The 12,760-nt window shown below is 34.7% G+C and carries 11 protein-coding genes and 12 tRNA genes; 7 read left to right on the top strand and 16 right to left on the bottom strand.

What is annotated here, in order from left to right; translation table 11 throughout:
• Positions 1 to 105 precede the first annotated feature (105 nt).
• The 3 genes from nagA to QM374_RS08410 form a co-directional block, all read right to left on the bottom strand.
• Positions 106 to 1,257: an N-acetylglucosamine-6-phosphate deacetylase gene (nagA, locus tag QM374_RS08420; RefSeq protein ID WP_414311459.1), complete on the bottom strand. Its 1,152-nt coding sequence runs from the start codon at positions 1,255 to 1,257 to the stop codon at positions 106 to 108.
• Between the two features lie 482 nt (positions 1,258 to 1,739).
• Entirely contained in the window at positions 1,740 to 2,363 is a 624-nt protein-coding gene (locus tag QM374_RS08415) for a hypothetical protein (RefSeq protein ID WP_414311458.1), read from the bottom strand.
• An 83-nt stretch (positions 2,364 to 2,446) separates the two neighbouring features.
• Positions 2,447 to 5,167: an SEC10/PgrA surface exclusion domain-containing protein gene (locus QM374_RS08410; RefSeq protein WP_414311457.1), complete on the bottom strand. Its 2,721-nt coding sequence runs from the start codon at positions 5,165 to 5,167 to the stop codon at positions 2,447 to 2,449.
• 165 nt (positions 5,168 to 5,332) lie between these two features.
• Between QM374_RS08410 and QM374_RS08405 the strand changes: the two genes are divergently transcribed.
• A complete protein-coding gene (locus QM374_RS08405; protein ID WP_375555368.1) occupies positions 5,333 to 5,671 on the top strand; it encodes a helix-turn-helix domain-containing protein in 339 nt (112 codons plus the stop codon).
• Between the two features lie 27 nt (positions 5,672 to 5,698).
• Here the strand turns inward: QM374_RS08405 and QM374_RS08400 are convergent, their stop codons facing one another.
• Positions 5,699 to 6,238 (bottom strand): hypothetical protein, encoded by a 540-nt coding sequence (locus QM374_RS08400; RefSeq protein WP_414311456.1) that lies wholly within the window; start codon positions 6,236 to 6,238, stop codon positions 5,699 to 5,701.
• Positions 6,239 to 6,470: 232 nt separating this feature from the next.
• On the opposite strand from QM374_RS08400, the gene QM374_RS08395 reads away from it, so the two are divergent.
• The 6 genes from QM374_RS08395 to QM374_RS08370 all read left to right on the top strand — a co-directional run bounded on the left by QM374_RS08395 (position 6,471) and on the right by QM374_RS08370 (position 11,611).
• Entirely contained in the window at positions 6,471 to 6,827 is a 357-nt protein-coding gene (locus QM374_RS08395) for a hypothetical protein (protein WP_414311455.1), read from the top strand.
• A gap of 3 nt (positions 6,828 to 6,830) precedes the next feature.
• Positions 6,831 to 8,000 (top strand): cell division protein FtsK, encoded by a 1,170-nt coding sequence (locus QM374_RS08390; RefSeq protein ID WP_414311454.1) that lies wholly within the window; start codon positions 6,831 to 6,833, stop codon positions 7,998 to 8,000.
• Complete coding sequence (locus QM374_RS08385) at positions 7,997 to 8,581, top strand: hypothetical protein (protein ID WP_414311453.1); 585 nt, start codon at positions 7,997 to 7,999, stop codon at positions 8,579 to 8,581. Before QM374_RS08390 ends, QM374_RS08385 begins: the two co-directional genes overlap by 4 nt.
• A 189-nt stretch (positions 8,582 to 8,770) precedes the next feature.
• Positions 8,771 to 10,006, top strand: a complete 1,236-nt coding sequence (locus QM374_RS08380) for a replication protein RepA (RefSeq protein ID WP_414311452.1) — start codon at positions 8,771 to 8,773, stop codon at positions 10,004 to 10,006.
• A 63-nt stretch (positions 10,007 to 10,069) separates the two neighbouring features.
• Positions 10,070 to 10,408, top strand: coding sequence for a DUF771 domain-containing protein (locus tag QM374_RS08375; protein ID WP_414311451.1), 339 nt, complete (start codon positions 10,070 to 10,072; stop codon positions 10,406 to 10,408).
• Positions 10,409 to 10,459: 51 nt separating this feature from the next.
• Complete coding sequence (locus QM374_RS08370; RefSeq protein WP_414311450.1) at positions 10,460 to 11,611, top strand: tyrosine-type recombinase/integrase; 1,152 nt, start codon at positions 10,460 to 10,462, stop codon at positions 11,609 to 11,611.
• A gap of 61 nt (positions 11,612 to 11,672) precedes the next feature.
• On the opposite strand, the gene QM374_RS08365 is transcribed toward QM374_RS08370, so the two are convergent.
• From QM374_RS08365 to QM374_RS08310, 12 genes are all read right to left on the bottom strand, one after another.
• A tRNA-Leu gene (locus tag QM374_RS08365) sits at positions 11,673 to 11,756 on the bottom strand.
• Positions 11,757 to 11,765: 9 nt separating this feature from the next.
• A tRNA-Gln gene (locus QM374_RS08360) sits at positions 11,766 to 11,837 on the bottom strand.
• 13 nt (positions 11,838 to 11,850) lie between these two features.
• Positions 11,851 to 11,923, bottom strand: a tRNA-His gene (locus QM374_RS08355).
• Between the two features lie 13 nt (positions 11,924 to 11,936).
• A tRNA-Trp gene (locus QM374_RS08350) sits at positions 11,937 to 12,007 on the bottom strand.
• Positions 12,008 to 12,018: 11 nt separating this feature from the next.
• Positions 12,019 to 12,099 (bottom strand) — tRNA-Tyr (locus tag QM374_RS08345).
• 12 nt (positions 12,100 to 12,111) lie between these two features.
• Positions 12,112 to 12,184, bottom strand: a tRNA-Phe gene (locus QM374_RS08340).
• Between the two features lie 3 nt (positions 12,185 to 12,187).
• Positions 12,188 to 12,261, bottom strand: a tRNA-Met gene (locus QM374_RS08335).
• Positions 12,262 to 12,271: 10 nt separating this feature from the next.
• Positions 12,272 to 12,361: transfer RNA gene (locus QM374_RS08330), tRNA-Ser, on the bottom strand.
• A gap of 6 nt (positions 12,362 to 12,367) precedes the next feature.
• Positions 12,368 to 12,439: transfer RNA gene (locus QM374_RS08325), tRNA-Glu, on the bottom strand.
• A gap of 9 nt (positions 12,440 to 12,448) precedes the next feature.
• A tRNA-Ile gene (locus QM374_RS08320) sits at positions 12,449 to 12,522 on the bottom strand.
• 36 nt (positions 12,523 to 12,558) lie between these two features.
• Positions 12,559 to 12,629, bottom strand: a tRNA-Gly gene (locus QM374_RS08315).
• A 5-nt stretch (positions 12,630 to 12,634) separates the two neighbouring features.
• Positions 12,635 to 12,707, bottom strand: a tRNA-Val gene (locus tag QM374_RS08310).
• Between the last annotated feature and the right edge of the window lie 53 nt (positions 12,708 to 12,760).

Genomic DNA, 12,760 nt, shown 5'->3' with positions numbered 1-12,760 from the left:
AGCTATAAGCTAGTTGAAGTATCTAATTTTTAGGAGGGCTGGGTGGCTAACTTCATTATAGAACTTTTAAAAAAGAAGAAACTAAACAAGTTTCTTCTTTAGAAATTATGCTTGATAACGTTTTTCACCATCTAGATAAGTTGCTACTAATTCCAAATCTTTATCTAACACGATAAAGTCTGCATCGTAGCCTTCACGAATTTGTCCACAGACGTCATCGATATGAACTGATTTAGCTGGGTTCAGACTAGCCATCATGACTGCTTCATGAGGATTTGCAATTCCCCACTCAACAACATTTTTCAAACCATCTTTAAGTTTGAGTATGGAACCTGCCAAGTTACCTGTAGATTTAAGGCGAGCAGTCCCATTTGCAACTACAACTGGAAATTCACCTAACATATAATCGCCATCTTGCAAACCACCTGCTGTCATACAGTCAGTGATAAGGGCAATATTTTCAGTTCCTTTTTGTTTAAGAAGAATTTCGCAAGCCTTAGGATCCACGTGATGACCATCACAAATCAATTCTGCATAAGTGTGAGGCAATTCATACATAGCGCCAACCATCCCAAGTTCACGGTGAGTCAATCCACGCATACCATTGTATGCATGTACCCAGACACTAGCCCCGGCATCAACAGCTTTTTTAGCTTCATCAAATGTAGCATTAGAGTGACCAAGAGCAACAGTTACACCTTCACCAGTAATAGTACGTACAAAGTCCTCAACCCCATCACGTTCAGGTGCAAGAGCAATTTTATTAAGAAGACCATTAGCAGCCTTCTGCCAAGCGCGGAACTCATACATACGTGGATCTTTCATATAAGCAGGATTTTGAGCCCCCTTAAATTCTTCGGTGAAGTAAGGTCCTTCAAAATAAATACCACGAATCTTAGCACCAGAAGCTTCTTGATAGCGTGCACCAATGTTTTCAGTAACAGCCAGCAATTGTTCGTATGATGAAGTTAGTGTAGTTGGTAGGAAACTAGTAACACCTGTACTAAGAAGACCTTCACTCATCGTATGAAGAGTTCCTTCAATATTATTATCCATGACATCCACACCACCAAAACCATGAATGTGGGTATCAACGAGACCAGGTGCGATGCTATAACCAGAATAATCTAAAATTTCAGCATCCCCAGAAATCTCTTCAACATGCTTACCAAACTTGCCATCAATAAGTTCCAAATAACCTCCACGACGAATACCATGTGGATAGAAAAATTGATCAGCTTTAATATACTTAGGCATAATGATAACCCCCTTAAGAAATAATCTACTATTTATTATGTCAATTACATTATAAACCTTTCAAAACAATTTGTAAATGGTATAGACCTTTTTTAGTGAAATTTTAATAAATTATTCAACAAAAAAGACAAGGTCTACAAACCTTGTCTTTAATACTATACCGGCGGCCAACAAACTAGTGTTAAAATAAGTTAAAATAAATAACCAAGAAACGATTAAATCAAGATATTATCACACGCTAGTTAGTATTGAAATTGAGGAAATTGACCAATGGTTGACCAAATAAATTTTAAACTTTTGCTTTAATTTTATAGCCTTGAAATTTAATAATCACAATTTTTTATACATAGTTCGATACCGTGTTCGGCACAATCGGTATAGTCCAATATTCATTCTCAAAAATGGTTTAAATAGCGTAGTCTTTTAAACTATTTTTGTGAATCCAAAAAATCTTCCTATTTATAATAAGAAGATTTTTTTAATTATTCTATAATTGTATAATCTCCACTATCTAACAAGTCTATTACTTTTTGAACAAATTGAGTTGAAAGTAAATCTACTATATCAGCTCCATGAGTTTGAAAATTCTCATCTATTTCTTTGATTTCCAATTGAGTATTTTTTTCTACCCTTTCTTCTGTAATTGGGGTATGAAAACTATATTCACCGATTTCATAATACAAGAAATATGAATATTTTTTCTCACCTAAGCTGTAATCAAAAAAATCAACTTCCTTATTTCTATCGTAGTCATAGTAACTATTTTCCCAAACAATATCATTTATTTTTTCATTATATAGTTTTGCATAATTTTTTTGATAACTATAGACTCGTTGTCTTTTCTCCCCATCATACTTTTTATGAATCAATTTTGGGCTGAAGTTTAATAATAAATCGTCTTTCATACTATAGTATTTTTCTTTTTGTTCTTTTGCATTTTCAATATTATTTTCTTTGTATTTGTAGAACCCAGCTTGATTATAATCTTTTATTTTATCTCGATAGTTTTTTGCTCTTTTATTAACAGAATATATACATTCTGCAATAATTTTATTTGTTATTTCTTTATTCTTAATTAAATCATTATATTTTTTAGGAGTTCTCATTTTTAACCCTCACATTATTTCTTTCTTCTAATATATTTTAACAAAAATCTTCCTATTTGTAATAAGAAGATTTTTTTATTATTCTAATTTTTTCTACGTACTGATGCAAGTCCAAATGTTCCAAGAATTGCACCAAATACCAACATCGCAACACTTGAGTTTTCGCCAGTGTTTGGCAATGTTTTTGCACGCTCTACTCTTGAGTAAGTCACTTTTTCGTTTTCTACTAATTTAACAGCAGGCGCTGAGTATGTTTCACGTTTTTCTTTCACAACAACATTTCCTTGTGCGTCTACAGTAACTTCTTTACCTGCATCAAGAGCTTTCTTCAATTCGTCAACATTGACAGTAGGAAGTGTTTCAGCAACTGGTGCATCTTTAGGGACAGCTACGATTGTTCCGTCAGGAAGTGTTTTCACAACGCTATCTTTCGCATCTTCCTTAACAAGTACATCAAGATTCAACTCAGGAAGTGTTTCAGCAGTTGGAGCTACTTTAGGGACAGCGATTACTGTACCGTCAGGAAGTGTTGCAACAACATTTTCTTGAGCTTTCTCTGCAAGGTCAACAAGTTTAGCATATGTTGCTTCAAGTTCTGCAAGTTTAGCTTCTTCTGCTTTTTGTGCAGTCAACAAGTTTTCAAGCTTAGACTGTGCCATTTCTAGGTCAGCTTTAGCGAGTTCCAATTTGACACTAATTGCTGTTCGAGCTTGTTTTGCATTTGCTAGAGCAACTGGTGCGTCCAAATATGCTTGCAATTGTTCAGCCAATTCTTTAGCTTCTTTAACAAGGGCGTCTTTTTCAGCAAGAAGTTTAGTAACTTGTTTGTTCAAGTTGTTTAGTTTAGTTTCTTGGTCTTCAAGTTTGGCTGAAACATTTTCAAGAGCTTGTGACGCAATTGTTTGAACCAATTTGGCATCTTTAAGTGCTTGTTTAGCTTCTTTAAGAGCAGTTTTCTTGTCAGCTAGACTTGCTGAGAAGTTAGCGACTGCTTCACTTGCTGTAGCTTCACGTTTCTTAGCATTTTCAAGAGCAATGTTTGCCAAACGTAGGTTGTTTTCGGCAACTTGGGCTTGCAATGGCGTAGCCATTGCGTCAGCTAATACTTTTTCAGCTTCAGTTTTCAAGCTAAGTGCGCTTGCGTAATCAGTTGAAGCTGTTGTCAAAGCATTCTTAGCATTTTCTGATGCAGTGGTAGCTTGTTTCACATTTTCTTCAGCTGTTGCGACTGCTTTCTTGATAGCTTCGATGTCAACACGTTTAGAAACGGATGTTTCTTGGGTACCACCAAATGTTGTTAGCATCCAGTATTTTCCGTTGATATTTGCAACTGTCAAAGCTACCGAACTAACGGCTTGGTTAGACAAGTTATTACGCAAATGTCCCCAATTTTCGACTTCATCTTCATAAGACGTCAATTGAAATGTACGTTTAACACCATATTTTAAATCATACATAGTTTTGAAATCGTGTCCGTCACCAAATGATGTGAGATTTTCAAGTCCGCTACGGATATGACCAGCTACATCTGGGTCAAGAGCACGTTCTTCATAACGTTTAGCATCTCGTTTTGAACGGTCAAGTGTTTCACTTGAAACATAAGCTTTTTTGTTTGCATTGTAACCAAAATTATGGTTCAATTGAGTGAGCATTTCAGCATAGAAATCACTAATTTCAACCAATTGGTTATCTGTTAGGTTATTCAAATCGATTGGGCGATTTTTATCACCTTCACTGATTTTAATAGTTGATGCGCTAGACATTTGAACAGCCATACCGCGCATAACACGTCGAGTTGTTTCGTTATCATTTGCTCGCCACAATTCATAAGCGTCTTGGTATGTGATATCATTTGATTTTGCACCAATTTTATCACGGAGACTATCAGAAATGTGGAAAGTTGGATTTTGGATATTTACAATATCAACATTTTTGATTGCATCTTGAGCTTTAGTAAGTTCAGTTTGAGCATCTTCCAACTTAGCGTCTACTGATTTAGCATGTTGATTAGCTGTTACCAATTTTTCTTTAGCCAATTTGACAGCATCATTTTTAGTATTTACATCAGTTTCAGCTGATTTGATAGCATCTTCACGTGCTTCATCAGCTTTTTTTGCTGTCTTGAAAGCATCTTCAGCTTCAGCAACTGTAGCTTCAGCACCTTTTACAGCAGTTTTGGCATTTTCCAAATCTTTTTCAGCATTTGCAAGTCCAGTTCCGTCAAGTGCAGATTCTGCATTTTCGACTGTTTTTTCAGCACTTTGAACGTTATGATTTGCTTGTTCAAGATTAGCTTCAGCACTTGCCACGTCTGATTGCTTTTCAGCAAGAACTGTGGTTTCAGCTTTGATTTGTTCAGTTGTAGCTTCAGTTGCTTCTTGATTCTTTGTTTGAGCATCAAGGTTTTTAGTTTGAGCATCTTTAACTTCAGCAACTTTTTCAGGTGTTACTTGTGAAGCAATTGCTTCTGCATCTTTAACAGCTTTATCTGCATTATCATATTCTGTTTCAATTGAAGCTACATTAGCTTCTTTTTCTTGAACGCCAGTTTTAGCTGTTTCAACTTTAGCTTCAGCTTCTTTAACAACAGCTTTCTGAGCGTCAAGAGCAGGTTTCACTGTAGAAGGCGCAGGAACTTCAGTTTTTTCAACTGGTTTCACTTGTGACTTAGCAACAAGAGCAGGTTCATTGACAGCAGTGTTAGAAAGTACTGGAGTCGCTTGAGCTTCTTGAGCAAATGCAGTTCCACCAACTGATGCAAGTGCAATAGCTGTTGAAGTGGTAATTGTTTGCAGTTTCTTCATCAATTCTCCTTTAAAAACTAATAAAGTGAGCTTTTTTATAATTTTACTACACTATTCTATCATTTTTTAGTGTAATATGCAACACTTATTTGATATATAAGTGTAATTTGTGCTACTTATTATTTATAATTTTTATCTTTAAAATAATAAATAAAGGTAAAAACTATGAATCAAAATAACTTACAAACTTTCATTGCCAAAAGAATTAGATATTTGCGATTAACCAAAGGAATTAGCCAAGAAAAACTTTCTGAACTGGCTGGCTTAGGTTCTAAGCATATCCATAACATTGAAAATGAAAAATATAATTTTCAAATACAAACACTAAACAAAATTTTAATAGCTCTTGAAGTAGATGAAAAAACATTTTTTAATTTCGGTTTTCCAGAAAAGAGTAAAGAAATTGAAAATATTATCAATCAACTTGAACAAATACCAGAACCACAAAAAACAGATATAATTGATGCAGTAGCAACCTTATTGAATAACATAAATAACCGCTAAGATTCACATATCCTAGCGGTTATTTTTTTATTCCAAATATCCATCATCTGCATTTAATCTGTCATCAGCTTCTACAATATCTAGTGGTCTTGGAATTCCATAACCTCCAACAGCTCGATTATATTTTTCTACTTTTGCTACATCTTCATTAAATAAATCCATATTAAATCTTTTGCCCATAGCTGAAAATAGATTTTTTAACATGACAATAACAAGGTCTTTTTCGATGCGTTTATTTATTAAAAACCAATCAGCAACATCAACGAGTTCAGATTCATAATTTTCGAATGAAATTTTTTCTTGTAATGCTCTTTCTTCTTCAAGTTTTCTTTTTCTTTTTTCTATACTCTTCCTTTTTGATTCGTTGTTGTCATAATCTTCTATGATTTGATTTATAATTTTTTCATCATAGAATTTAGGATTCACTCCCAAATCAGGATTATGTTCATAATCTTTAAGAATTCTTCTGCTACTTTCTGCTGATAAATATAGCTTTTTTTTCAAAAAAGCACTTGTTCTATATGTTTTTCCGTTATAAATTTTTTCTTCAATAGATTTTTTAGCCATCTTTTACCTCTGTTTCTAAATAATCGATTAAGTACTATATTCTAACCGATTATTTTTCTTAATGAGAGTATAACACTTATTTTATATATAGTCAATAATCCATTATGCTCGGTTAAAATATAACCGTTTATAACCCTATTTTACTATTGTTATAAACGGTTATTTTTGTTATGATTATATTGTAGCAAAAGCAACTGCTACAAAATAAATTAATAACATGGAGGTACCCGTGATGGTATTTTTTAAAAAAGTAAATGGTTACAGTTCTAGCCTTGCAGAAGAGGCTCTTTCAGATGAAGTTCTTAAGCTGGTAGGTAAACAACTTGAGACTCAATATGAATTCGAAAAAACTGGTGAAATTGTTAAAGGTAAAGAAAAAATGAAACGTACTGATAAAATTTTAGGTTATCAAGTTTACGTTGCAACTGACAATCACAATCCCTTTAAAATCAAGTTTTTACCTAATAATAAACCTGATTTATCAAAATTTGAAATTGGCGATATTGTTGAGTTTGAAGATTTAGAAGCTTTTGAGAATCAATCTGGACAACTTTATTTCAGAGCAACTAGTATTAAGAAAGGAAAATAATGCATGGCTTTTTTAATGAATAAAAGCCAAAATCAAGCTACATCAGCAACTTCTGCTGATGTAGTTGAATTTGGCAAAGACAAGTTCGAGTTAGAACAATTTATTTTAAGAAATTTGAATAATGCTCTAGATATTAATAATGAATCATCATATTTAGGTTCGTTTAATATTAAAGTCGCAAGCAATGACACGGGATTCTTTTACACACCCACCCTTCCAGTTTCGTATTCACTTGATTCGCAACTTTATTTTAAAATTTCAGCAATATGCTCTGGAATACTATATCCATACAAGACACTCTTACCACAGAATAATGCAGTTTTTGTTCCTTATGATACAACCAATGAAAATCAAGCACGTGCATTTTTCTTTCCTTGGCTCGATGGCATCCCGACGCGCTTAAAGCTTGATAATCTTGCATCTTTTATCAAACAGAACGTATCAGAAAATGCTCTCCCAATTATGTCGAACAACATTTGTAACATCTCTATGAAATCGGTTACACATCTGGCAGTGAGCGGACCATCTGGTTCGGGGAAGACACACTTTTTACGTTATTTGATTACTTGTCTAAAATCATTTACTAATCAAATTATTTGCGTCGACCCTAAACTTTCGGACATTTATTTACTAAGTAAAGAATTAGGTTTGGAAGTATTAGCTCCTACTCACGGAGAAAATTTGAACAGCTTCCTGACTGTAGTGAATGAGACTTTGTCAAAAATCATCAGAAAGATTTATGAACGTGGAGAGATATTACTGAAAGAGCCTAATAAGCGTTTCGAACGAATTTATATTGTAATAGATGAATTACTAGCATTGGTCCAAGGTAGCTCAAAGCAGTCTCGTGAAGCATTTGGGCAATTACTTGGGACAATTGCGCTCCTCGGTCGTCAGACCTCAATTTCACTCATTTTGTGCAGTCAACGTTTTGATGCGACTGCCTTTGCAGGGAATACAGCAGTTAGGGAACAAATCAACTGTATCTTTATTTTAGGTGAGATAAATGCGAATACTTGTCAGTTCTTGCTACCAAATACAAATGTCGATAATATTGTAGTCCCTTCTGGAATCGGTACTGGTATAGTCAAGTTTACAGATAGTGAACATCGTACGCATATTATGCCACTTCTAACCCCCTCTTATAACATCAGGAAGGAAGAAATCACATGAAGAAATATTTTAACAAATATAATGTAGTTAATTTTACAATTTTTATTTTATTTATATTCTTTATTATAGAACGTTTAGCAATGTTTTTAATTACTCAAATTCACTTAGAAACGTTCTATTATTTTGTAATGTTTATTTGGATATTGCGTTTAATTATAGTGAGTGCATTTTCTATCTTGTTTTTTATAATTATTTTAGATTTTGCGTCTCGTAATGCGGAATTCGACTATTTCAGAAACAGCATCAAATCATACGTCGCGACATGGCAAATGAGACGATTTTGTAGGCAGATAAATGTAGAGCCAAGTTTGGAAGAATCTTCTCGTTACAGTAATACAAAACAAGAAATCATCAGAAAAGCGAATCGTTCACTGTTAACATTGACTGTTATTTACTATGAAGAAAAAGCTGTTGCAAAATGGACTTTTCCAGCAAATTGTGAAAGTTATAATATTATGGAAGAATTATTGGCACAGGCAAAAAGAGAATTAAATCAGCTAGACAGTAGTTACTTATTTAATGATTTCATTAGATTAGAAAATAGTAGAACATTCAGCTCAACAGCATTTAGAAAAAAATAATAGTGCGGTGTACTGCTGCTGAAGGCAGGCAGGTACACCAGCACAAATTTTAAAGTTTTATGACTGTATAGAGTGTAGTGTAAGGCTAGTATTACCCTTACACTACTTCCAAGACAAAGACACAAATCGACAAGTCAAAAAGAGTTTTTTACTATCAAGACAAAGACAAAAACGGAGGAAATTTATATTATGTCAAAAGAACTCAACTCTCAATTTAAAGCGAATTCATTTTGTTGTACTCTCAACAATATTGATAAGCTCTTTGATGTTAATGATACAAGTTTTAATGATGAAAAATATTCAGATGAAACTCGAAAACAAGTAGAAGAATTTCGAAATAATCTTGAAGCGAATAAAAAATATAGTCCTGAAGAAATGGTTGAACATCTAATTTATCTCTGGGTAGACGGTAAAGAAGAAACTCGTTCAGCAGCTGCAAATTATGAGATAGGAGATAATGGTAATCATCACTCCCATCTGATTTTAGAAGCAAAAAATCAGACACGTTTTTCAGCTATCAAAAAGCTCTACCCTACTATCCATGTTGAACTGACTCGTGGAACTCGTGAACAAGTCATAGCATATCTAAATAAGACGGGAAAACACGAGGAGAAAGCTCATACGACAGTTGTTCCGATGATGAATCATGGTATCATTGAAGCAAATCAACAAGGCAAACGAAAAGATTTAGACATTATACAAGAACTGCTCGAAGAGGGTCTATCTCCCGAGCAAATTATGCGTCAAAATTTATCTTATCGCAAATTTTCAAAAATGATTAAGGAGCATTATTATCAACTGCAAGTGGCTAACGCTCCACTTGTCAAGAAAATGAAGGTCTATTGGCATTTGGGAGGTTCAGGAACAGGAAAAAGTTATATGCAAGTCCGATTGAAAGAAATATTTGGTATAGAAGATGTTTATGTTTTATCAGATTATGGTACAGGTGGGTTAGATAATTATATGGGAGAATCAATTTTATTCATGGACGAATTTAAAGGGGATATTGATTATCAAGCTTTTTTGAAAATATTAGATGTATATCCCAACCAAGTTCATGCTCGTTATAGTAATGTATACGCATTGTGGGATAAGATTCATATTTCTAGCATTTTCAGTCCATATCAAATTTACAAGATGTTAGTTTCTCCCGATAAACAGAAAAATGACCCTATAACTCAGCTTTATAGACGTATTCATTACATTGTTTATCATGTCAAGATTGATGATAATCAGTACAAGGAATTAACGTTTGAAATGAAACAATATCTTGAGCTAATAGAACAAAAACAATGTATTGAAGATATTGCTCAAAAATTAATTAGTAAAGGTATAAATATTGTTACTGACGATGTTTTATCAGAAATTAAAAAAGAAATCGCTGATTCCTCTATCGACCAAACAGAAAAAAACAGCGATAACTAAAACTAGTAGAAATAATAAATACTATTTCTGCTTCTATTTTATCATAGAAAGAGAAAAAATTATATGAAAGATAAAATTTTAATCAAAATAGACAATTTAGAAGTAAATCTTCCTAAAACACATATCATTATTGAAAAAGATGAATATCTTGACTTAAAAAACAAGGCTTCTCAGGGGAAATATATGAGCTTATCTGAGGTTTTAGAGATGGTTTCAGTCTCTCGACCTTGGTTACTTGAAAATGTTCTCTATCGAGCTGATATTCGCTCAAAAATCGATATTGATAAAAACAAAGAAGGATTTGTAAAATATCCTGAAAACCAAGGCGGACGGTACTACTTTTTAGCCAGCAAAACGAAAAAATTTTTTGAAGAAAACTTTGCAGAAATCTTTAGTTTATGATACGATAATCAAGATAATATCTTGGTTATCGTCTTTTAGGAAGAGGTAATCATGTCAGTTTCATTCAGAAAACGAGGTAAAAAGAATTTATGGGATTATAGAATTTTTGATAAAAATAAAAAGGTAGTTGCTTCAAATTCAGGCTTTAAGACAAAAAGAGAAGCTGAAATTGAAGCGTTAGCTCTTGAGTTAAAATTGCTTAATGGTGCAATAATTGATAAAAATATTACATTCTATGCTCTATGGGAAAAGTGGCTAGAATTAACAGTCAAACCACTCGGAAAAGCAGAAGCTACATTTAATAAACATTTATTGCGTGGTAAGTTTATCAAAGATTATTTTAAAGATAAACCAGCATTAAAAATCAAAGCGAGCGAATATCAAGCATTTATTAATAAGTACGCTGAAACAAATTGTCGTGACAATGTAAGTAGAATGAATGCGGAAATTAGGAATGTTATTGTATTTGCAAAAAGAGATAAGCTTAATATCGAAGATTTTACTGAAGGGGTTATTCTTTCAGGTCGTCCCCCCAAAAAAAGAAAAGATGAAAAATATATTCATAGCTTTGATGACTATCAAAAACTAGTAACACATTTAGAAAACAATCTTGATTTAACTACTTCTATAGTTCCGTATTTACTGTTGATTCAACTGAAAACAGGAATGCGTGCAGGAGAAGTTGCAGGTCTCACATGGGATTGTGTATTGTGGGAAAGTTCAGAAATCAAAACTTATAGACGATATGATACAGCAAGAAAACGTTGGGCAAACCCAAAAACAGAAGAATCAGTCCGTACAATACCAATTGATAATGATACTTTAACTATTCTAAAAAAATTAAAACAAGAACAAACTGTATTCATTGAAAATGGCACAATTACAAATAGCGAAAATATGATTTTAGTAGATTTAAATTATAAGATTGTAACAAATTCAGGAATCAATAAGCATCTAAAGCAAATTTTAAAAGATTTGAAAATTTATCCGCAGAATATGACAAGTACAGGTCTGAGACACACGTATTGTTCAACTATGCTAGCAATGGGTGTTGATATTTGGGCAGTTTCAAAGTTAATGGGGCATCGAGATATTAAACAAATAACTGAAACTTACGGCCATCTGATAAAGGAAAAAGCAGAAATTGAAAACAATAAAGTTCGTTCAGTATTAACAAGTTTAGTTAAAAAAGAGAATTGTTGACCATAAGTTGACCAAAGTAAAAAGAAACATTGATTTAACAATGTTTCTTAATACTATATTATACCGGCGGCCGGGGTCGAACCGGCACGTCCTTGCGGACACTGGATTTTGAGTCCAGCGCGTCTGCCAATTCCGCCACGCCGGCAAATAGTAACTGGGGTAGCTGGATTCGAACCAACGCATGAGGGAGTCAAAGTCCCTTGCCTTACCGCTTGGCTATACCCCAATAATATAAAATAGGCGAGTGATGGGGATCGAACCCACGCATGCCAGAGCCACAATCTGGTGTGTTAACCACTTCACCACACCCGCCATAATTTTAAAACACGGGCAGTAGGAATTGAACCCACACTGAAGGTTTTGGAGACCTTAGTTCTACCTTTAAACTATGCCCGTAGTTAAGGTTATGGAAGGGGAGGGATTCGAACCCCCGAACCCGAAGGAGCGGATTTACAGTCCGCCGCGTTTAGCCTCTTCGCTACCCTTCCAAAATATTTAAATGGCGCGAGACGGAATCGAACCGCCGACACATGGAGCTTCAATCCATTGCTCTACCAACTGAGCTACCGAGCCTTATTGCGGGAGCAGGATTTGAACCTACGACCTTCGGGTTATGAGCCCGACGAGCTACCGAGCTGCTCCATCCCGCGTTAATAATAAAGGAGGATGTGGGATTCGAACCCACGCACGCTTTTACACGCCTGACGGTTTTCAAGACCGTTCCCTTCAGCCGGACTTGGGTAATCCTCCAATAAATAGTCCGTACGGGATTCGAACCCGTGTTACCGCCGTGAAAAGGCGGTGTCTTAACCCCTTGACCAACGGACCATATTTCAATGGGCACGAGTGGACTCGAACCACCGACCTCACGCTTATCAGGCGTGCGCTCTAACCACCTGAGCTACGCGCCCAAGTTTTAAAAACTTGGTAAATTGAACTATGTTCAAAGCGGGTGACGAGAATCGAACTCGCGACAACAGCTTGGAAGGCTGTAGTTTTACCACTAAACTACACCCGCTAAAATGGGAGTTAACGGGATCGAACCGCTGACCCTCTGCTTGTAAGGCAGATGCTCTCCCAGCTGAGCTAAACTCCCTTTAGCTAAGCGACTTCCTTATCTCACAGGGGGCAACCCCCAACTACTTCCGG

This window comes from Streptococcus infantis (genome assembly GCF_047465525.1).
GTDB lineage: Bacteria > Bacillota > Bacilli > Lactobacillales > Streptococcaceae > Streptococcus > Streptococcus infantis_R.
The sequence above is the reverse complement of the archived record's forward strand: the minus strand, read 5'-3'. Positions and strand labels throughout refer to the sequence as shown.

What these genes read in the sequence shown, in the direction of transcription:
- QM374_RS08410 (WP_414311457.1), bottom strand. Translation starts at nt 5,167, where the DNA reads ATGAAGAAACTGCAAACAATTACCACTTCAACAGCTATTGCACTTGCA.
- QM374_RS08385 (WP_414311453.1), top strand. Translation starts at nt 7,997, where the DNA reads ATGAAGAAATATTTTAACAAATATAATGTAGTTAATTTTACAATTTTT.
- nagA (WP_414311459.1), bottom strand. Translation starts at nt 1,257, where the DNA reads ATGCCTAAGTATATTAAAGCTGATCAATTTTTCTATCCACATGGTATT.
- QM374_RS08405 (WP_375555368.1), top strand. Translation starts at nt 5,333, where the DNA reads ATGAATCAAAATAACTTACAAACTTTCATTGCCAAAAGAATTAGATAT.
- QM374_RS08400 (WP_414311456.1), bottom strand. Translation starts at nt 6,238, where the DNA reads ATGGCTAAAAAATCTATTGAAGAAAAAATTTATAACGGAAAAACATAT.
- QM374_RS08380 (WP_414311452.1), top strand. Translation starts at nt 8,771, where the DNA reads ATGTCAAAAGAACTCAACTCTCAATTTAAAGCGAATTCATTTTGTTGT.
- QM374_RS08395 (WP_414311455.1), top strand. Translation starts at nt 6,471, where the DNA reads ATGGTATTTTTTAAAAAAGTAAATGGTTACAGTTCTAGCCTTGCAGAA.
- QM374_RS08390 (WP_414311454.1), top strand. Translation starts at nt 6,831, where the DNA reads ATGGCTTTTTTAATGAATAAAAGCCAAAATCAAGCTACATCAGCAACT.
- QM374_RS08415 (WP_414311458.1), bottom strand. Translation starts at nt 2,363, where the DNA reads ATGAGAACTCCTAAAAAATATAATGATTTAATTAAGAATAAAGAAATA.
- QM374_RS08375 (WP_414311451.1), top strand. Translation starts at nt 10,070, where the DNA reads ATGAAAGATAAAATTTTAATCAAAATAGACAATTTAGAAGTAAATCTT.
- QM374_RS08370 (WP_414311450.1), top strand. Translation starts at nt 10,460, where the DNA reads ATGTCAGTTTCATTCAGAAAACGAGGTAAAAAGAATTTATGGGATTAT.